Source organism: Bacillus thuringiensis (assembly GCF_022095615.2).
Lineage (GTDB): Bacteria > Bacillota > Bacilli > Bacillales > Bacillaceae_G > Bacillus_A > Bacillus_A cereus_AG.
Genome location: NZ_CP155559.1, coordinates 1,522,533 through 1,545,243, shown reverse-complemented (window position 1 = coordinate 1,545,243; position 22,711 = coordinate 1,522,533). Strand labels below are relative to the sequence as shown.

The following is a 22,711-nucleotide window of genomic DNA, read 5'->3' as shown; positions in this document are numbered from 1 at the left end:
GATTAAAAATAGACTAGCTTTCATCAAAATATTTACTACTAAAATACCCTTTTTTATCCAAAATATGCAAAAGAGCCATCCGCATGATGGCTCTTACTTTTCTAACTTATGAAGAAAAGGACATTTTCCTTTTATCGGCTCTACATCGTCTCCTATGAAGTATTGTTTCCATTCACGATGATCTGGATCACCATAATGACTAATGTTAGGATGTTTCGGCAGCTGATCCCACTTTTCAACTCGATCTCGGACCGTTTGTCTTGAATATGCTCCTTTAGGACGATCCCCTTCTAATCCATCAAAGATGGTGCGTGGTTGAAACCCAATAACGAGAGAATTTCCTAAATGCCTAGTTTTTCGTTGTTTATAAGCTGGCGCATTTCCAAATGCGAATATTGGTTCACCACCAAATGAAAATTCCCATAAGTAATGGTCTGGGTCTTCAGGAATTTGCTTCGGCCATGTTTGGTCATCGTTTTCATGTAAATATTGTAGTACTTTCCAAAAGTAATCACGATAATATTCCAGTGATTGCTCTTCACATTCCGGTTCCACAAAAAGAAAGAATCCTCTTCTTACAATTGGGCGCTCTTTCATTAACTCTAAAAAAGATAACATTGTATGTGGCAAATGACTCCAATCATTATGAGAGAGAAATGAATAACGAAGTTCATTCTTTTTCAAAGCTGTTAAGCCGAAATAACATGGGAAAGTTGGTTCTAGCACAACACTCGAAAAATTTTGAAATTCTTTTGTAACCCAATTTGGTATGTCAGTTCTCGTTCTCATTCCTTCATTATCTAATAAATAAGACTCATTCATTCTTTCTTTCACCTCATTATGTATAGCATTCAATTAAGAATATTACATACTCGGCCTGTCCTATACCTATTTAAAAATTCGGCTGGAAAATTATTTAAAAATACAAAAAAATAAAATCGCTTACTTGACTAATTTCTACCAATTCATGTATATTTAAATTAATCATTTAGCAGAATATTCAAGATTATAGCATTTTTAGTTTATATTATCTTTCAAATGAATTTCACTAAATGAAAAAAGCAAATGTTTTTAGGAGGAATTGTAACATGCAAGGAAAAGTAAAATGGTTTAACAACGAAAAAGGTTTTGGATTTATCGAAATGGAAGGCGCTGACGATGTATTCGTACATTTCTCTGCTATTCAAGGTGACGGCTATAAAGCTTTAGAAGAAGGTCAAGAAGTATCTTTCGATATTACTGAAGGAAACCGCGGACCTCAAGCTGCTAACGTAGTAAAACTTTAATCCAACATATAATAGGAGGTTACCTTACTTGGTAACCTCCTTTGTTATTCCTTTGTATATTTCCGTTTTACAGAGCAAAAACTATGTGAAATGCGCAATATACAAAGGAGGAAGTAATAATGGGATCAGAAGTAAATGATTTTGAAGAAGTGAAATTCCGTGTAGAAACAGCACAAAAAATGGTAGGGTCAGCGACAATTTCAATGGATCCAGATACATTAGAGCATGCGACTACTGCCGTAGAAGCCGCTCGCTCTCAGCTTGAAATTATGAAATCTGTTGCGACAGATTTAGATGAGCCATTTTTAATGAATGAGGAAAAAAAATTAAGCAAATGCGAGCATCAACTAAACGAAGCAAGACACTAAAAAACATCCAGAGAATTTTCTCTGGATGTTTTTTCATGACAACTGTTCTCCATACTTTTTCAATGTTTCTCCAACTGTACATTGCCTAATACAAAAAGAATGAGCATAATATTTACTATTTGTCTTTCGATTATGTTCTCGTAAAAAACACCCTTCACAATATGTTTCTAATAAGTCATTTACCTCTGTAATGAGTTGCTTTTTATCCACCGTTGCACCTCTCTATTCGGTTATTTCTTTATGACTATCAATGACTTTTCCTTCTAATGCTTGCGTTGCTAATTGATGTGCTTCTTTATTTTGTTTTCTAGATATCGGCTCACATACAAGTTTTAATTTCATTTGCTTCGCTTTTTGTTCAATTTGGTCTAAATAATGATTTAAATGCTCATCATAACAAGGCCATTCCCCCGCCAATTGCTGCAGTACAACTTGAGAATCACCGCGAAGTGTAACTGCTTCATACTTAATCCCTAATTCCTCGAGTATATTCATGCCGTATAATAATGATGCATATTCTGCTTCATTATTATCATATATACCTTCAATATATGCATTACGGCGAATTCGGTATTTTGTATTTCCCTTTTTATAGTATACACATATACCTACTCCAGCTTCTTTCGTCTGAACATCATACCCGCCATCAAAATAAACGAGTATTTCTTGGGGCTCTTCCTCCACTTGCTTACTTAGCTTTTTCATTTCCTTTAATGACCATTCTGCATTCATTTCATCATAAAATAATAGTTCTTTCACTCTTCCTGTTTTCTCGAAATCCTCTGCAAATTGCAATACATCTTCTATGTTCATATAACCTGTCGTTAATTCCGTCTGCAAACCGCGCTTCGTTTTATACAACCAATGGATTTTATATTTCATACCAGATTCCCCTTATATAAGACTTCTTATATGTAGCCAGCTAATGAAAGCCTCACTTTATTTTATTATATTTTATCAAGAGTCACAGTATTATATTCAATTTGACTCCATACAAAAAGAGCTATCCCTATAGGAATAGCTCTTTTATCTATTACATAAATCTTTCAAATCGTACTCGTTTATTAATCCAGTACATTACAGGCATACCAATCGCCATTACAACGAATTCACCCGCTGCACATGTTAACCAAGTCCACATAAATGGTAGATCAAATGCAAGATGAAGTTCAATTGCAATCATAAACATTGTAATTGTAAAAATAACTGTATTAAAAACCATACGAGCCCAAACACCTTTAATAAATCGCATAGAAATAATCGTCGCAACTAATGCCAGAATAGATTGCCCTACTCCAAATACTAAATCGTAAGCGATCATAGGTGAGAAAAAGAGATTCGTTAAAAATACACCTAATACAATTCCGTAAATTGCTTTCTTATTAAATACAACGAGATGATTAAACATCTCTGAAATACGAAACTGTACACTCGTAAAGCCAAATGGCTGAATAAGCATAGAAACAGCAATATATAATGCCGCTAAAATACCATTACCGACTAAAGTTCTAATATTCATGACAAAATCTCCTTAGTTTTTTTACGTGGGATGGTTTCGAACCACGTTATTCGTTTTTTAAGCAACAAGATTATATTTTACGCGGTAGCCCCCCCTTTCGTCAATAGATTCCTATCATGAACTACCTTTTTTCTTTTAGACAACGTATAATGAAATATATGAAAAATTTAGGAGGTTTTACTTCATGACTGCAACAATTCAAAATGAAAAAGTGATCGTTTCCATTTCTGACAAAGGTGCAGAATTACAAAGCGTTCGCTTAAAAGAAGACAACACTGAATACTTATGGCAAGGCGATTCTACTTATTGGGGGCGCCGCGCACCAATTTTGTTCCCAATTGTCGGCCGATTAGTAAATGATACATACTACGTAGATGGTAAACCTTATTCTTTAACACAACACGGCTTTGCTCGTGATCTTACATTCTCTGTAAAAGAACAAAGTGAAACGAAAATCACTTATATTGTAACTAGTAATGAAGAAACATTAAAAAAATACCCATACGAATTTGAGTTACTTGTTTCTTATGAGCTAGACGGACAAATCGTTCATGTAACATATGAAGTGAATAACCCTACTTCAAAAGAAATGTTCTTCTCAATCGGGGCGCATCCTGGATTCAACTTCCCGTTATTAGAGGGTGAATCATTTACAGATTACCATTTATCATTTAATGGTTCTGAACGCTTAGAAACAAGTGTATTAGAAGGACCTTACCTTTCTAGTAAAAAGCAATTAATCGCTGAAAATACGAATGAATTGCCACTTACATACGATTTATTCAAAAATGATGCACTTATTTTTGAAAATATGAATACGGATGAAATCTCTATTCGTTCTCATAAACATAATAAATTTGTAAAGGTAGAATTTGATGGGTTCCCATTTGTCGGCGTATGGACACCAGGTGAGAACGCACCTTTCTTATGTATTGAACCTTGGTACGGAATTGCTGATGAAGTAAATCCAGCAAAAGATTTCAAGGAAAAAAAAGGAATTCAATCTTTACAAGCGAATGAAACATTTACATGTCGTTATAGTATTACAATCGGCTAAGTACCCTATCCCCTACTTCAAGGAAACATATAAGTAGGGGATCATCTTATTATTTGGAGGTTTCTCATTTTGATTGAAGTATATATTGATGGTGCATCAAAAGGAAATCCTGGTCCTTCTGGTGCAGGAGTATTTATTAAAGGGGTACAACCAGCTGTACAATTATCATTACCCCTTGGGACAATGTCCAATCATGAAGCGGAATACCACGCTTTACTTGCGGCATTAAAATATTGCACGGAGCATAATTATAACATTGTCTCTTTTCGTACAGATTCGCAACTTGTCGAGCGAGCTGTTGAAAAAGAATACGCAAAAAATAAAATGTTTGCACCACTATTAGAGGAAGCACTGCAGTACATAAAAAGTTTTGATCTCTTTTTTATTAAGTGGATTCCAAGTAGTCAAAATAAAGTCGCTGATGAATTAGCTAGAAAAGCTATCTTACAAAATTAACGGGGGTATGAGTGTGAAAAAAGATTGGGTTGCTCCTCTTGCTTTATTATTTGTCTCTTTTATTTGGGGAGCTACATTTGTCGTCGTTCAAAATGCTATGTCTTTCGTTGGTCCATTTACTTTTAATGGTATTCGCTTTTTATTCGCTGGAATTATTTTATTATTCGTTCAAATGATTTTCTCAAAAAAAACTTCAAAACAAGATATAAAACAGAGTAGTCTCGCTGGATTAATCGTTGGATTCTTTTTATGCGTTGGCTATGTATTACAAACATTCGGCTTACTTTATACAACTTCTTCAAAAGCTGGTTTTTTAACGGGGCTTAGTATCGTTATGGTACCAATTTTGTCTTTTATCTTTTTAAAGCAAAAAGCTACCATTTTTATCGTAATTGGCATTGCTGTAGCAACAGCAGGGCTATACTTATTAACAGCTGGTGATTCTTTTCAATTAAATATAGGAGATATACTCGTTCTCGGTTGTGCAGTTGCTTTCGCTGCTCATATTCTTGTTAACGGCTTCTTCTCTAAGAAAATATCACCTTTATTGTTAAGCACGTCGCAAGTATTAGCTGTCGGGATTTTTTCTTCTATTTGCGCCTTTTTGTTTGAAGATTGGGAAAAGTTATTTTCAGTAGCACTATGGACGAATTCTTCCTTTTTATTTGCTCTATTCCTAACTTCCCTATTCGCGACATCCATTGCTTTTTTCATTCAAACATCCGCACAAAAACATACGTCTCCAACGAGAGTAGCAATTATTTTCGCAATGGAGCCCGTTTTTGCTGCCTTAACAGGCGTTCTCGTTGCAAACGAACAACTTTCTATTTCTGCTATTATCGGATGCTTATGTATTTTCCTAGGCATGATTTTTGTTGAATTACCTTCCAAAACAAAAAAAGAAGCGCAGGCTGCGTGAAGTTACGCTTGTAACTTCCGCATAAAAGCCTTAGCGCTTTTTTTATCTGTAATATCTTCTTCTTTCAATCGTTCTAATAACGCAACAAAATAACTTCCATCGAACTGTAATTGATGTTTAATTGTCGCTTCTATTGCCGCGTTCACAATTCCATCAGATGCACCAGTATATCCTTGTCCGAACATAATAAACCCTTGTGCTTCCTCTGATAATTTAAATCCTTTCGTATGTAAGAATGAAAGATAATCCTCTACTGTTTGCATGTTATTCCCACCTACTCAAAAATTCTCCATCTCCTATCATACATGTTTTTACACGCTAAGAGAATGAAATTTATTTGACAACTTTGTAAATCTATCGTCTACTTCGCTTGCAATGAAGGATTTCCTATCAATATAACGGAATATGTACAGTGGAACTTATTTCAGATTAAAGGGGAGACACGATGAAACAGGCACTATTAATTATCGATGCGCAGCAAGAATTAATGGATGGAAATGAACAAGAAAAAGAAGTTTTTCGTAAAACCGAGTTATTATCTACATTAAATACAGCCGTACAGAAAGCAATAGATGCAAATGCCCTTATTGTTTTCGTAAGAGATATTGATGTTGCTTCTGGCAGCGGAGAAGGATTTGAAGTACATAATCAAATTAAAGTACCTAAGTCTGCAATCCTTATTAATAAAGCAGCAACAAACGCATTCTATGGCACCTCTTTACTCGAACTTTTAAAAGAAGAAAAAATTAGCCATATCGTTATCGGTGGATGTAAAACAGAACATTGTATCGATACCGCTGTTAGAACGGCGACTGTACAAGGATTTGACGTTACATTAATTAAAAACGGTCATTCCACAACTGATTCTAACGTATTATCTGCAGAGCAAATCATTGGTCATCATAATAAAACTCTACATGGTCATTATAATGTTGATCATTTTTCAGTTGTTAGAGATGTCGAGGAAGACCTTTTTCAACCTATTCATGATCAATACCGTGATTAATAAAAAGAATCCTTCATTCAGAAGGATTCTTTTTTATCCAAAAATTTGTGCTGCAATGCTATACAGTTCATTACTCCTTTTTAATAATTTATCGCTATTTTTCATCATAATTGGTGGTGTATTAACCTTTTGAAAACCAGTAATCTCTAATTCTTTCACAAAATCTTTCTTTCCTTCTGGTACATCCATTCTTAATTTACCATGATGCCCTCTTGCTAAATAATGTACAATCCTCATTGCCATCGCATCATCTCTTGCAACGACTGGTCCTATTATTTTATTTTCTGGTGTTTGTATACTTAAACCATAACCTAATACATTTTGTTCCTTGTCCTTTACAACGATGCACTGTTCACTTTGCATCATTCTTTTCGTTAAAAACTCTTCTCTATTTGTTCCAAACGCACACTCATCCAATTTTATTATTTCTTCTAAATCACACTCTTCATAATTCATCATATAATCTTCATTTCCTACACAATAATCATTCACATTGTACGAGTTACATATGTATTTAGAAACATAGCTTACTACTCTAAATCCTAATTTTTCATATAGAGGCTTTCCCTCATCCGTAGCAATAAGCATAATGGGAGTTTGAACCGATACGCTCTTAATACATGAATTCGTTATCGCCTTTCCAATCCCTCTCCCCTTATAATCTGGATGTACAATGACCATTCCGATAGACGCTAATTTCTCCCCATATAATATTATTGCTGCGCTAGCAATTAGGTTCTCCCTCTCATTCCACGCACCATATACGATACCTGAATCAAAAATAGTCTCAATTTCTTCTCTGTTATAATCCCATCCAATATAAGAAGATAACGCTACAATATCGCCTATTTGTTCTTCCTTAAGACGCTCCAACCTAATTTCTAATTCAATCATACTCCATCCCCTTATCTAGACATTTAAATCATTATTACCAAATCAACTTGTACATGTTTCCCTTTATTTGTCACACACATATCCTATTTTGACCAAAACTATATTGTAAATGAGGTGACAACATGCCAATTACAAATCGATTTTCTACCACCACTAACGGCGCACTCGCTATTACAGGAAACACTTTAGGCTTAAGTAAAATTAGTAATCAAAACCGTGCTGGTACAATCGGTGCAATTGGGGCGTTTATAACTACGAATACCGCTTTACAAGTTACGACTTTTCCTGCTGGTACTACGTTAAACTATACACAAAATAGTTCTACCGCTATTTTAAATATCCCTGCTGGTAGTACTATTCTTTACGCAGAACTTGTTTGGGGCGGAAACTACTTATCTCGTGATCAAAATATTACGAGTGTTTTAGGGAATCCTGTTTCTTTCACAACACCTGTATCAACATACTCGATTACTCCTTCAGCTGTTACAGCTTCAAATCAAACATTCGTTTCTGGATCTGTCACATTTGGATTCTATACGCGATCCGCAGATGTAACATCCCTCGTCCAAGCTGCTGGATCTGGCTCTTATACAACCGGCTCTGTCCCTGGACTTGTTGATCCTTTAGATGCTTCTAATGGGGCTATCAATTCTTCTGGATGGACGCTCATTGTCGCTTATCAAAACGGTTCCTTACCTGCAAGAAATTTAACAATTTACGTAGCTGGTAACCGTGTTTCTGTGGAAACTGGTAGTGCCGATGTATCAGTCTCAGGATTTTTAACACCTTCAGGAGGACCTGTAAGCGGGAGATTATTTTTAAGTTCTACCGAAGGAGATGCTGATTTAACCGGGGATCAAGCTTTATTTGGACCCAATTTCAGTTCATTAAATGCTTTATCTGGACCAAATAATGCTATAAATAATTTCTTTGGTTCTCAAATTAATAATGCTGCCGGAAATTTAGATACAACGGGGACATTCGGAACACGAAATCAAAGTGCTTCTACAAGTACAAATATCTCCGCAGGCCGGCAAGGTTGGGACATTACTTCTATTGATATTTCTCCTTATTTAACAAACTCTCAAGTCTCCGCCGCAATCCGTTTAACAACTAACGGAGATGCATATATGTTAAATACAGTCGGCTTACAAATCAACATAAATTCACCTAATATACAAGCAACGAAAAGCGTGAATAAAAGTGTTGCTGCAATTGGAGATATTCTCACTTATACCGTTACTATCCCTAACACCGGGCTTCTTCCCGCCAATAATGCTATTTTTATAGATAGTCTCCCTAACGGTACTTCTTTTATACCTGGCACTGTAACAGTAGATAACGTACCACAGACAAATGCAAATCCTGCTGCTGGTATATCTCTTGGAACAATTAATAACAACGCTTCTCGTACCGTAACTTTCCAAGCGACTGTCGTCTCTCTTCCAAACCCAAATCCGATTTCTAACACTGCTAATATTACATTTCAATATACACCAATTGCTGGAGGAACAACCTTTAACGGTCTTGCAACAAGCAACTCTGCTGGAACACAAATTAACCTCGCCGATATTAATGGAACAAAATCAGTTAACAAAATCTTTACTGACATTGGTGAAACATTAACTTACAGTATTTCCTTAGCTAATATAGGAAATATCGCTGCAACGAACGTTATATATACGGATCCGATTCCTAGCGGGACTACTTTCATTCCAGGGAGTGTAACTGTTAACGGGGTTACTCAAGCAGGAGCAAATCCCGCTACTGGTATATCAATTGGATCTATTGCTGCTAATTCTACGACTACTGTTTCATTTCAAGTATTCGTTCCTTCTATTCCCCAAACAAATCCAATATTAAATAGTGGTACAACAACATATCAATACATTCCTGTGCCAAATCAACCGGCAGTAAGCGGGACTGATACAACTAATACCGTATCCACTCAAGTGAATAATGCTACTGTCACCATGACGAAAGCAGTAGATAAAAATTTTGCAGATATTGGTGATACACTAACGTACACCGTTTCCTTTACAGGTACAGGTAATACGAATGCGAACAACGTTATTTTTACAGATATCATTCCTACTGGAACAACTTTTGTTCTCAACAGTTTAACGATAGATGGTACGACACAAGTGGGAGCAAATCCCGCTAACGGTGTGAACATTGGATCGATTCCAACTGGCACAACTAAAAATGTTTCATTTCAAGTAGTAGTAAACACAATACCAGCTTCAAATGCCGTATCTAATGGTTCAAGTGCTTCTTATCAGTACACTGTCAATCCAAGTCAATCACCCATTATAAAAAACATTTCTTCTAATCTCGTTTCCACTCAAATTAACAATGCCAATGTAACATTAACAAAATCAACAAATAAACAATTTGCTACAATTGGCGAAACAATCAATTATACAATTCTTATTACAAACAGTGGAAATACAGCTGCAACTAACGTACAACTAACAGATCCACTTCCAAATGGAACGATATTGACGGCTGGTACTGTAACACTAAACGGAGTTTTGCAAAATGTAGATTCTCTAGTTGCTTTACCTATCGGCACAATTCCTGGCGGAGCTACTTTTACCCTTTCTTTCCAGGTAACAGTCATCAATATTACCGCCCAAAACCCTATCATTAATAATGCTTTCGCCTCTTATCTATATACTGTAAATCCAAGTCTGCCACCCACCTCAAAAACTGCAAATTCTAATGCTGTTACATCCGCAATTAGACTAGCAAACCTTCAAGCTATTAAATCTGTAGATAAAACATTTGCGGAAGTTGGAGATATATTAACTTACACTTTTTCTCTTACAAACAATGGAAATGTTACAGCGAACAACGTATTACTATCCGACCCAATTGCGAACGGTACTACCTTTGTACCGAACAGTGTTATAGTTAACGGTATCACTCAGCCGGGAGCAACACCAGCTAGCATCAGCATTGGTAGCATCAATGCTACTACTACAATTACAGCTTCATTCCAAGTAGTAATAACTAGCATTCCAAACCCAAATCCCATTTCAAATAGCGCTTCCATTTCCTATAACTTTATCGTTGATCCAAACGCTTCACCTGTAAGTAAGAACACTACTTCAACTACTACATTTACTCAAGTAAACGATGCAAATGTCATTTCAACCAAAACAGCGGATCGAGCGTTCGCTACTGTAGGGGATATATTAACTTATACCGTTGTTTTGACGAATGCAGGAAGCGTTTCTGCTGATAGTCCTACTTTCGTAGATACGAATCCAGACGGTACTACCTTTATCCAAAACACTTTCCTTATTAATGGTGTACTCCAAAATAACGCCGATCCAAATCTCGGTGTTCCGTTACCTTCCATTCCTGCTAACGGCTCACTGACAGTCTCTTATCAAGTAACTGTCACTTCTTTACCAACACAAAACCCAACAATAAATTCAGCTAGTACACAATATAGCTTTATTCTAAATCCAGGCGATCCACCAACTATAGAAACATCTTTAAGTAATACTGTCAGTACACAAATCAACTTAGCAAATGTAGTTATTGTCAAACAGGTAGATTTAACTATTGCAGATGTTGGGCAACCGATCACATATACTATTGCCCTAGCTAATCCTGGGAATACTCCAGCAAATAATGTAATCGTTACAGATATTCTACCTCCTGGTACGACTCTCGTACCAAATAGTATTTTTATAGGTGGTACTTTACAGCTAGGTGTAGATCCAAGTGTTGGTCTTCAAGTTGGTACGATTCCAGCAGGTGGTATTACAACCATTGTTTTCCAAATTAGTGCAAATAGTTTACCTTTACCAGATCCAGTTCAAAACAGCGCTGCACTTCAATATAGCTTTATCGCCGATCCAAATTTACCTGCTGTTGTGAGAAACGCTACTAGTAATATAGTAACGACACAAATTAATACTGCTAATATTGTTGCAACGAAGCTAACAAGCACAAACTTCGCTGATGTTGGTGATGTCATTACGTATACAACTATTTTAACGAATAACGGGAATATCGCTGCTTCTAATGTAACGTTTACAGATATCATTCCAGCGGGTACCATCTTCATTCCTAATACTGTAACGATTAACGGTGTCCCTATAGCAAATGCAAATCCTGCTAACAGCATTTTTATCGGTACGATAGGAGCAAATTCATCACGTACTGTTGCATTCCAAATTTCTGTACCAAGTATCCCTACTTTAAATCCGATTACGAATCAATCGGGCACAACATTCCAATACACGTACGATCCATCCAAACCTGCTGTAATGCAGATGGTTGCTTCTAACACTGTACAAACAACTATTAATAACGCTACGATTACCTCTACGAAATCTGCAGATAAACAGTTTGCGAATGTAAATGATATTATTACGTACACGACTACTTTAACGAATAGCGGGAACACACTTGCATCAAATGTAATATTTACAGATGTAATTCCAAACGGGACGTCTTTTATTCCTAATAGTGTTACAGTAAACAGGAATACACTCCCTAATGTAAATCCAGCAAATGGCATAGCAATTGATCCAATAAACCCCAATGCAAATACGACCATCTCGTTCCAAGTACAAGTAAATTCTATCCCGAATCCAAATCCTATCCCGAACCAAAGCAATACAACGTACCAGTATGTCGTAAATCCTAACTTACCTCCAGCATCCGCCAATACGTTAAGTAACGTAATAACAACTCAAATTAATAATGCTACTATTGTCGCTACTAAGTCTGTGAATACACCGACAGCTGCAATTGGTGATATCGTGACCTATACGATTGCAGTAACAAATACAGGTAATATCCCTGCTAGTGCAACTGTTTTAACGGATGGGCTTGGCGCAGGAGCTTCATTTATCCAAAACTCCGTAACGATCAATAATGTTCCACAACCAGGATTAGATCCATCACTTGGTGTTCACTTAGCAGATATTTCGCCAGGAGATACTGTATTCATTACTTTTCAAGCACAAATTTTAGCGATACCACCTAGTGGCACATTAACAAATAATGCTCTTGTAAATTATGAATATACCGTGAACCCAAACCAATCACCTGCTGTTAGCAGTACAATTACGAATACGACGGTTACTCCAATTATTGATGCTACTCTTTCTATAAATAAAACTGTCAATTCAACATTCGCTACTATTGGAGATACAATTACTTTCACTTCTACCATTACTAATTCTGGTAATACTACCGCAAACAATGTTATTTTTACAGATGCAATTCCAAATGGTACAACGTTTATTCCAAATAGTTTTACGGTAAATGGAACAACTATTCCTAATGCAAATCCACAAAATGGTATCAATATTGGTAACTTGAATTCAAATGCATCCGTTACACTTAGTTTTCAAGTAAACATTACAACAATTCCAAACCCTAATCCAATCCCTAACAAATCCTCACTTCAATATAGCTTTATTGTAGATATAAATGAACCACCTGTTTCACGAACAGTTAAATCTAATAAAACCTTTACACAAGTAAATACCGCTTCCGTTATCGCAACCAAAACTGCGAGCAGTGCATTTGCTGCTGTTGGAGATACAATTACGTATACAACTGCCCTCACTAACAGCGGAAATACTATCGCAAACTCGCCTGTTTTTATCGATATATTACCACCTGAACTTTCATTCGTTCCTGATAGCGTACAAATCAATACCATCTCACAACTTGGATTTAGACCAGATAGCGGGATTTCTTTAGACTCAATTCCAGTTGGAGGAACGACAATAATTAGCTTTCAAGCTATCGTTGGCTCAATACCAGCTTCCAATCCAACGTTGAATCAATCTAGTACGACATACTCTATTATTGTGGATCCTACCCAGCCGCCAGTGACAGAAACAGCTACAAGTAATCCAACTTTAGTGCAAATTAACGAAGCAATTATTCAAGCAACGAAAAGTGTGGATCGACTATTTTCTGACGTAGCACCTGGAAATTCATTTTTAACATATACAGTTTTATTAGAAAATATCGGGAACGCGACTGCTACTAACATCATTTTTACAGATCCAATTCCAAATAATACAGTATTTATAGTTGATAGCGTTCGAGTAGGGGGAGTTTTATTACCTGGGGTAAATCCAGCGCATGGGATACCTGTTGGGGATATTATTGCAGGAGATTTTATAAACGTCACCTTCCGTGTGCAAGTAGTTAGTATTCCAAATCCGATTTTCACAATTGGACCTGGGGGTCCAAATTCACCGGTTGTAAACGGCGCTTCGATTGATTATCAATTTATGACAGGACCTAATTTACCACTTGCTTCAAGAAGTACAACATCCAATCCCGTTTCGACACAAATAAATTCTGGAGAAATTGTGGCAGTTAAATCTGTAGATAAAACTTTCGCAACGATTGGCGATACAATTTCTTATACAATTACATTAAGTAACCCTGGAAATGTCACTTCACAAAATATCAATATCACGGATATTTTGCCTGATGGAACGACATTTATATCTGGCACTCTTGTAAATGATTCTGGTGCGCAGCAAATCGGAAATCCTGCGAACGGAATACAAATTGGAAATATAAACCCAAGCGGAATGGCCGTTATTACTATTAACGCACTTGTCCTAAACATTCCAAGTATAAATCCAATCTCTAATTCTAGTTCTGTACAATTTCAGCATATTGTTGATCCAAGTCAACCGGTTATCACTCAAACCGCTTCATCTAATACCGTTACTACGACAATAAATAGTGCAATATTAGCTACCACAAAAAGTGCTGATAAATCTATAGTTTCAGTTGGAGATACGATTACGTATACAACTACTATTACGAATACCGGTAATACACCAGCAACCAATATTACTTTCACAAGCGCTATTCCAGCTAACACTACATTTATACCAAATTCGGTCACAATCAATAGCATACAGCAACCTGGTGCACAGCCAGCACTTGGAGTAACTATACCAAATATCGCGCCAGGCGCAACAGTAACTGTTACTTTCCAAGTAACTGTTCTTTCTGTACCCCCTTCAAATTCGATTATGGGTAATGACACAATTTTATACTCTTATACTGTTGATCCAAACGGAACTCCTGTTACAACTTCTACTTCAACGAATATCGTTACAAATCCGGTACTAGATGCTATGATAACAATGGTAAAATCGGTCGATCAAACACTTGTAACACTAGGTGATACGATTACCTATACGACAATTTTAACGAATACTGGTAATACAAATGCAACGAATATTACTTTCACTGATCTTATACCAAATGGTACAACGTTTATTACTGATAGCGTTACAATAAATGGCATCACACAAATTGGATTGAATCCTAATACTGGCATAACGATTGGATCAATTGCTGCTAACAGCTCGATATCTATAGCATTTCAAGTGACCGCTACTTCTACCCCTGTTCAAAATCCTATTGCCAATTCCGCTACTGCTTCTTACACATTTATCGCTGATCCAAATGCACCGATTGTTTCAAGAAATGTTACTTCAAATACAACGTTTACTACAATTAATACAGCTACTATTCTTTCATCTAAACAAGTTGATAAATCATTTAGCCACATCGGAGACACACTCACTTATACTGTTACTTTAACAAACAACGGAAATTCATCCGCACAAAATGTTATATTCACAGATACTGTGCCGAGCGGTACTACATTTATTGCAAACACATTTTCCATTAATGGAATTCCTCAAAGTGGTGCGAATCCAACAAACGGTGTAAATATTGGGCCTATAACAGTTGGGGCTATAGTAAATGTTTCCTTCCAAGTAAACGTGACCTCATTACCAACTGAAAACCCAATTGTAAATTTCTCATCGACATCGTATCAATTAGTCTCACCGCCTGATGCAGAAACTTCAATTAGCAATCCCGTTTCAACGCAAATTAAAGAAGCCATATTATCAATGACGAAGAATGAAAGTGCATCCTTTTCAGATATCGGGCAAACTGCTTTTTACACTATTTCTATTTCCAATATAGGAAATACGGATGCAGCTAATATAGTATTCACAGATGTATTACCAAGCGGACTCACATTTGTTCCTAACACATTAACTGTCGATGGCGTTTTACAACCGAATGCGAATCCAAATACAGGTGTATTACTTGCAACACTTCCACCAAATGAAATATACAGTATCGTCTTTCAAGTTACGGTTAACAGCATTCCATCTATTAATCCAACACCGAATACAGCATCAACGACATATGAGTTTATTGTTGATCCTGTTAATCCTTCAGTATCGAGTTCAGCTACTTCCAACACTACGCTTCTTCAAATAAACAACGCAAATATTATAAGTACAAAAACAGCAGATCTTACTTTTGCGGATGTTGGTAATACAATAACATTTACACTTAACCTCCCTAATACTGGGAATATGACTGCAACTGATGTTACCGTTATCGATATACTTGATAGCAATTTAACTTTTGTTCCAAACAGTTTCACAGTTAATGGGCAAACCATTCCAAACGCTGATTTATCTACTGGTGTAAATATAGGTTCCATTAATGGTGGTAATACGGCAATCGTCACATTCCAAGCAGCTGTTACTACACTTCCAACACTGAATCCAATATCTAATTCTACTTTAACCGCATATCATTACGTCGTTGATCCTAGCCAGCCACCTATTACAACTTCCAATCAATCTAATACAACGACCACACAAATTAATAGTGCTATCCTTACTGCACAAAAAAATTCAAATGTATCAACGGTAGATATCGGGCAGGATATCGTCTACACCGTTACAATTACAAATAGCGGAAATGTTAGTGCAACGAATGTTATTTTTACCGACCTTATTCCAGACGGAACTTCCTTTGAACCGAATAGTTTTACACTTAACGGAATTAGCATCCCAAATGCAAATATAATTACAGGTGTTCCAATTGGTGATATCGCGCCAAACCAATCTGTCATCGTAGCATTTCATATTAATGCCAATGAAATTCCGCCTATAAATCCAATTACGAATCAAGCTAGCGTTAGCTTCCAACATATCGTTAATCCAGCAAACCCTCCAGTTTCAAAAAATATTACTTCTAACAACGTCACAACAAAAATTGAAAGTGCTATTTTAAACACGATTAAAATCGGAGATAAAGCTTTTGCAACGATCGGTGATACAATTACGTATACAACTACGATTACGAACACAGGAAATATTCCAGCTAACAATGTTGTTTTCTCAGACCCTTTACCGACATGGACACAATTTGTTGCAGGATCAGTTGTTGTTGATGGCACTCCATTATCATCCGCTTCTATTATTGATGGTGTTGGTATAAATACAATCAATCCAAATCAAACTGTAACAATCATATTCCAAGTTCAAATTGTAAGCAATCCAACAACATTCACTCCTGAACTCCAAAACTTAGGATTTGTTAACTTCCAATATAACGTAGGCAATGCATTACAAGCTCAGCCTGGCAATGTGGAAACGAACGTCTTCGTTACTTCTATTAATTCAGCAATACTTTCAGCTGTAAAAACTGCTAATACAGCTTTTGCAAATATCGGTGACACGATCACTTATACCGTTTCAATTCAAAATAGTGGAAATACAAACGCTACGAATTTAAATTTCTCAGACCTCATTCCAGTAGGAACGACCTTTGTTGAAAATAGTTTCACTGTAAATGGAAGTACCATTCCAGGTGCAAATCCAAATAACGGAGTTAATATCGGAACCGTTAACGCGGGTAATTCCTTAACTGTTACTTTCCAAGTCATAGTTACATCTACTCCACCTTCGAACCCAATTACAAACGTTGCATCTATTCAATACGCATTCATCGTTGACCCCGCAGCCCCTCCTATTACAGGCACTATAAATTCTAGAAGTGCTTCAACACAAATTAATAACGCGACTGTTACAACTGTTTTAGAAGCAAATCGAACAATTGTATCTATTGGAGATATAATTACGTACACTGCAACATTAACAAACACTGGAAACTTCCCAGCAAATTCTGTATTACTCATTAACGGAGTTCCTGAAGGGGCATTATTTGTTCCAAATAGTGTCACGCTTAATGGGGTTTCACTGCCAGATGCAAGTCCAACTCTCGGTATTCCAGTTGGTATTATCGCACCAGGTGATTCTGCTACTATTACGTTCCAATTTCTTGCAAGCTCTATTCCACCACAAGGAGCGATTATAAATCAAGCACTTGCAAGTTACACGTATATTGTCGACCCAAGTCAACCTCCAGTTACAGCAACATCTTCATCTAATACGGTTACTACAGCTGTCGTTGATGCATCGCTATCTGTAATTAAAAACACAGATTCCCTCGTACAGTCTACTAACGGTACAATCACTTACACTGTAGTCATTCAAAATAACGGAAATACTACTGCAAATACAGTTACTTTAACAGATTTGGTCCCAGAAGGAACTGCATTTATTCCGAATAGCGTGAATATTAATGGCGTTTCAGCTCCAGGTGCCGATCCAAACATAGGGATCTCATTAAACTCCATTACACCTTCAGAAATCGTCACCGTCACATTCCAAGTTATCGTTCAATCCATTCCAAGCGTGAATCCAATTTCTAATATAGCCCGTATTGACTATACTTTTATCGCCGATCCAAACGCTCCTATCATCTCTCGAACAATTACGTCTAATCCAGCTTTCACACAAATTTCGGATGCAACTATCCTTTCTTTAAAAGCAGTCAATGCACAACAAGCAACAACAGGTGATATTTTAACCTATACGATAACGCTTGAAAATACCGGAAACATTCCAGCTACTAATCTCATATTTTCAGATACTATTTCAGAAGGGACTACATTCGTTGAAAATAGTTTTACGCTTAACGGAGCAACTATACCTGGTGCAAATCCAAATGTAGGTGTTACTTTGCCTAACCTAGTAGCAAACGCTACTCACCTTATTTCGTTCCAAATTTTTATTAACGATCCATTCTTGCAACAATCGATTACAAATCAATCCAATACAACATATACAATCCAACCAGATCCAGGACAACCGCCTATTACTGAAACATCTACAAGTAATATTGTCATTACAAATTTCGTGCAAGCACAATTGACAATTACAAAAACGTCCAATCCAATAACTGTAGATATCGGCGGAACTATACTTTATATTTCTGAAGTGAAAAATACTGGAAATGTTGATGCAATAAATATTATTTTCACAGATTCTATTCCACCTGGCACTACATTCGTTCCCGATAGTGTCACAATTAACGGTGTCCTACAGCCAGGTGTAAATCCTGAAAACGGAATACCGATTGGAACAATTCCAGCAAACAGTTCCAAAACGATACTATTTCAAGTGCAAACAAATACCCCACCTACTGAAACCGAAATTATAAATCAATCCTCAGCAACTTACCAATATGTAAGTATCCCTACAGCTCCACCAGTGAATCGCTCTGCAAATTCTAATATCGTTACAACATCACTTCAAAATGCAAATATTATTTCTGTTAAAAGCGCGAATGTAACTTTCGTATCAATCGGGCAAATTATTACCTACACAAATACACTACAAAATATAGGAACCGTTCCAGCTAACAATACGGTGTTCATTGATAACATTCCAGAAGGTACTATATTCATTGAAGATAGCTTATCAATCAATAATGTGATGCATCCTGGTGCGAACCCTGAAAATGGAGTAACTCTCGGCACGATACAACCAAATGAAACAGTCACTATTTCATTCCAAGTACAACTTACAAGTATACCAGAGGGCAACACAGTCATTAACATTTCAGACACTTCGTACGAATACCAAATTGACCCTAGTTCCCCTATCATTCAGCGTAGATCGTTATCAAATGCAGTAAATACTGAAGTGCGGACGGCGAATGTTAGTGCAATTAAATCCGCTAACAGATCTGTTACACGTATCGGCCAAATTATCACATATACAGTCGCCGTTACAAACGCTGGTACAATACCTATTACAAATACTCTCCTAATTGACGCAATTGCTGCTGGTACAACATTCGTTCCAAATAGCATCCTTGTAGATGGCGTACCGAGACCTAATGAAAATCCAGTTACCGGTATCAATCTTGGTATTATCCTTCCAAATAATACGATTATTGTTACGTTCCAAGTAAATGTAGTCTCTATACCTTCACAAAATAATATTAATAATATCGCTGTCATTCACTATGAATATAAACCGGAACAAAGCGCACCACCAATTTCAGAAACGACCTCTTCCAATACTACAAATATACAATTTATTGATGTTATTCTTATCGCTACAAAATCCGCTAATAAAGTATTAGCTAATATTGGTGAAACCATTGCATATACAGTATTCATTCAAAATAATGGATCCACTACAACTAACTCCATCTTTTTTACAGATACTATAGAAGATGGAACAGTATTTATTCCAGGAAGTGTAACAGTTAACAACACTGTACTTCCTGCAGCAGATCCGAATATCGGCTTTTCCATTCCTAATATTACGCCAGGTCAAGCGACTACAATAACGTTCCAAGTTTCCGTTACGAATTTACCTGCTGTAAATCCAACACCTAATACGACAAACATCGTCTACGACTTTATTTTCAATCCTGATTTTGCACCAATTCAAAAATCTACTACTTCCAATACTACTTTCATTCAAATTAATGATGCTGATATCGTTTCACTGAAAACTGTTGATTTGACTTCTGTAACGATTGGTAACATTTTAACTTATACAACAACTTTAACGAATATAGGAAATACGGATGCTACTGCTGTTGTATTTACAGACAATATACCTGATGGAACAATCTTTATAGAAGGTAGCGTTTTAGTAAATAACATTCCTCAACTTAACGCCAATCCAAGTGCTGGTATACTTGTAGGAACGATTGCTCCTAACGTTTCTATCCCAGTCACCTTTTCTGTTACCATCGTAGCTCTTCCAGCTAGCGGTCGTATTCAAAATCAATCGACTTCTCGTTATACAATTAATGGTGAGGAACAAATATCGACTAGTAATATTACCTTCACTGAAGTTATTTCTGCTACTGTAATTGCAACAAAAACAACACCTATCCAATATGCTGACCTACAAACTATTATCCCTTATACAATTTCAATCATAAATAATGGAAATATACAAGTGGAAAATATTATTGTTACAGATATCATCCCAGCAAATACGAGCTTTATAGAGAATAGTGTTATTGTGAATGGAAACGCTCGTCCAAATGACAATCCACTTAGCGGGATACAACTTGATAACATTCCGCCTAATACGACAGCAACTATTCTATTCCAAGTACGGGTTACTTCGATTCCGCAAACCAATCCAATTTCTAACACAAGTACAATTGAATACCAATACACGGTACCAAACCAGCCACCTATTACAGAAACTATTATTTCATCAGCTGCCGTAACAACAATTAATCATGCGAATTTGAATAGTAATAAAGCAGTTGACCGTGCATTTGCAACAGTCGATGACACGTTAACATATACGATTACACTCAAACAAACTGGTAATGTTGCAGCTAATGATGTAATCATTCAAGATATGATTCCTCAAGGTACTACGTTTGTAGAGAATAGCGTTATTGTAAACGGAGAAGTTCTTCCAGGAGTTAATCCAGTAAGTGGTATACCAATTGGTACTATAACTGTTGGTGGAGATGCTAGCGCTTCATTCCAAGTATCCGTAACTTCTATTCCAACACCAAATGAACTCAACAACAAAGCAATTACTACCTTTAGCTATATAGTCAACCCAAATAACGTACCTGTTACAAATACGACTACAACAAATACCGTCACAACAACTGTCCAAAATGATAATGTCGTTGCCATAAAGTCTGTTAATGCTACGAATGCATTACCTAGTCAAACTTTAACGTATACAATTACGATTACGAATAGCGGTAATGTAACGATTGAAGATCTTCTTGTCATAGACACCGTACCAGTAGATACAACCTTCGTTACGGGTAGCGTTACGATTAACGGAATCAATCAACCTAATGCAAACCCTGAAAATGGTATTACATTAGGAAACCTTGCTCCTAATGCATCTGCTATCATTACTTTCCAAGTAACAATATCTTCTTCAACTCTTCAATCTACAATCAATAATGATGCTTCTGTTTCCTATACTGTTACCATTGATCCGAATGAACCGCCTATTACAATTACAAAGCAAACAAATACCGTTACAACAACAGTAGTTGATCCGATGGTTCGCATTGAAAAGACAGCTGATAAATCTATCGTAACAACAGGAGAGACGATAACTTTCACATTAGAAGTAATAAATCATTCACCAATTCCTACAATCAGTACTTCTGTCCTAGATATCATTCCATCTGGTACAACATTTATAGAAAACAGCGTAACAATTAACGGTACTCCGGTTCCAAATGTTCGTCCAGACACTGGTATGAATATTGGCGCTTTACCTGCAGATGGAATAGCAACTATAACATTTCAAGTTCTCGTCACTTCTATTCCTTCAAACAGCACAATTATCAATTCTGCAACGGTTACAGTTGCCTTCCAGTTGACACCACAAGACCCAATTATTACTTTTATTGTTAATTCAAATATCGTTCGTATACCAGTTCAATTTATAACTGCAACAGTAGTAAAAAACGCTTCCGTCAGCTCCGCTTATTTAAACCAATATTTTGATTATACGGTGCGTATTACAAATACTTCTGATATTTCACTTTCAAATGTTTCATTACAAGATACCATCCCACCAGGTTTACAATTTATGAACGGCACTGTCTTTATTAACGGCGAACGCTCTCCACTAGCGAATCCGAATATCGGTTTCCTAGTCGCTACTAATTTGGAGCCAAACGAAACAATTATCGTGTTATTCACAGTACAAGTGATACGTCCACCTGTTAATAATGAATTCAAAAACACGGCGAATATTTCGTTACAACTTCAGGTCTCACCTACCGATCCACCAATTACAGTAACCGTTACAAGCAACGAAAACATCGTCGCCTTTATTTCAGAAAATCCAGATGAAACACTTCCAAATTTAAATTGCTTCTTTGACGGTGAACGTTTTATACACGTTACTCCTCGAAATATACGAAATTACTTTTGGGCTTGGATTTGGTGGAAGTAATAAAAAAGAAAAAGCTTGTAGTTTGGATACTATCCAAACTACAAGCTTTTT

13 protein-coding genes and 1 riboswitch are annotated in these 22,711 nt (G+C 36.5%); of the genes, 7 read left to right on the top strand and 6 right to left on the bottom strand.

Annotated elements, in window-relative coordinates; all coding sequences use genetic code 11:
• Positions 1-93: 93 nt before the first annotated feature.
• On the bottom strand, positions 94-822 hold the full coding sequence (locus KZZ19_RS08000) for a YqcI/YcgG family protein (protein ID WP_001005945.1): 729 nt from the start codon (positions 820-822) through the stop codon (positions 94-96).
• Positions 823-1,088: 266 nt separating this feature from the next.
• On the opposite strand from KZZ19_RS08000, the gene cspB reads away from it, so the two are divergent.
• Positions 1,089-1,286, top strand: coding sequence for a cold shock-like protein CspB (cspB, locus tag KZZ19_RS07995; protein WP_001161731.1), 198 nt, complete (start codon positions 1,089-1,091; stop codon positions 1,284-1,286).
• A gap of 119 nt (positions 1,287-1,405) precedes the next feature.
• Positions 1,406-1,654: a DUF2564 family protein gene (locus tag KZZ19_RS07990; RefSeq protein ID WP_000534395.1), complete on the top strand. Its 249-nt coding sequence runs from the start codon at positions 1,406-1,408 to the stop codon at positions 1,652-1,654.
• 33 nt (positions 1,655-1,687) lie between these two features.
• Here the strand turns inward: KZZ19_RS07990 and KZZ19_RS07985 are convergent, their stop codons facing one another.
• The 3 genes from KZZ19_RS07985 to KZZ19_RS07975 all read right to left on the bottom strand — a co-directional run bounded on the left by KZZ19_RS07985 (position 1,688) and on the right by KZZ19_RS07975 (position 3,173).
• Positions 1,688-1,864 (bottom strand): zinc-finger domain-containing protein, encoded by a 177-nt coding sequence (locus tag KZZ19_RS07985; RefSeq protein ID WP_000358801.1) that lies wholly within the window; start codon positions 1,862-1,864, stop codon positions 1,688-1,690.
• Between the two features lie 12 nt (positions 1,865-1,876).
• Complete coding sequence (locus KZZ19_RS07980) at positions 1,877-2,536, bottom strand: ribonuclease H family protein (RefSeq protein WP_237981896.1); 660 nt, start codon at positions 2,534-2,536, stop codon at positions 1,877-1,879.
• A 151-nt stretch (positions 2,537-2,687) separates the two neighbouring features.
• Positions 2,688-3,173, bottom strand: coding sequence for a QueT transporter family protein (locus tag KZZ19_RS07975; RefSeq protein WP_226546367.1), 486 nt, complete (start codon positions 3,171-3,173; stop codon positions 2,688-2,690).
• A 6-nt stretch (positions 3,174-3,179) separates the two neighbouring features.
• Positions 3,180-3,224, bottom strand: a riboswitch (PreQ1 riboswitch).
• Between the two features lie 133 nt (positions 3,225-3,357).
• Between KZZ19_RS07975 and KZZ19_RS07970 the strand changes: the two genes are divergently transcribed.
• The 3 genes from KZZ19_RS07970 (at position 3,358) to KZZ19_RS07960 (ending at position 5,605) form a co-directional block, all read left to right on the top strand.
• A complete protein-coding gene (locus tag KZZ19_RS07970) occupies positions 3,358-4,230 on the top strand; it encodes an aldose 1-epimerase family protein (protein ID WP_088095828.1) in 873 nt (290 codons plus the stop codon).
• A 69-nt stretch (positions 4,231-4,299) separates the two neighbouring features.
• Positions 4,300-4,686 carry a reverse transcriptase-like protein gene (locus KZZ19_RS07965; protein ID WP_000573873.1) on the top strand — a complete coding sequence of 129 codons (387 nt, stop codon included), beginning with the start codon at positions 4,300-4,302 and terminating at the stop codon, positions 4,684-4,686.
• A gap of 13 nt (positions 4,687-4,699) precedes the next feature.
• Entirely contained in the window at positions 4,700-5,605 is a 906-nt protein-coding gene (locus tag KZZ19_RS07960; protein ID WP_237981895.1) for a DMT family transporter, read from the top strand.
• 2 nt (positions 5,606-5,607) lie between these two features.
• Here KZZ19_RS07960 and KZZ19_RS07955 read toward each other — a convergent pair whose 3' ends face one another.
• The gene (locus tag KZZ19_RS07955) at positions 5,608-5,868 is read right to left on the bottom strand and encodes a DUF6123 family protein (protein WP_088095826.1); all 261 of its coding nucleotides are present in this window, start codon (positions 5,866-5,868) and stop codon (positions 5,608-5,610) included.
• Positions 5,869-6,050: 182 nt separating this feature from the next.
• Here KZZ19_RS07955 and KZZ19_RS07950 point away from each other — a divergent pair, with 182 nt between their 5' ends.
• A complete protein-coding gene (locus KZZ19_RS07950; protein WP_237981894.1) occupies positions 6,051-6,611 on the top strand; it encodes a cysteine hydrolase family protein in 561 nt (186 codons plus the stop codon).
• A 33-nt stretch (positions 6,612-6,644) separates the two neighbouring features.
• On the opposite strand, the gene KZZ19_RS07945 is transcribed toward KZZ19_RS07950, so the two are convergent.
• Complete coding sequence (locus tag KZZ19_RS07945; protein WP_237981893.1) at positions 6,645-7,505, bottom strand: GNAT family N-acetyltransferase; 861 nt, start codon at positions 7,503-7,505, stop codon at positions 6,645-6,647.
• Positions 7,506-7,627: 122 nt separating this feature from the next.
• On the opposite strand from KZZ19_RS07945, the gene KZZ19_RS07940 reads away from it, so the two are divergent.
• A complete protein-coding gene (locus KZZ19_RS07940; protein WP_237981892.1) occupies positions 7,628-22,660 on the top strand; it encodes a DUF11 domain-containing protein in 15,033 nt (5,010 codons plus the stop codon).
• Positions 22,661-22,711 lie beyond the last annotated feature (51 nt).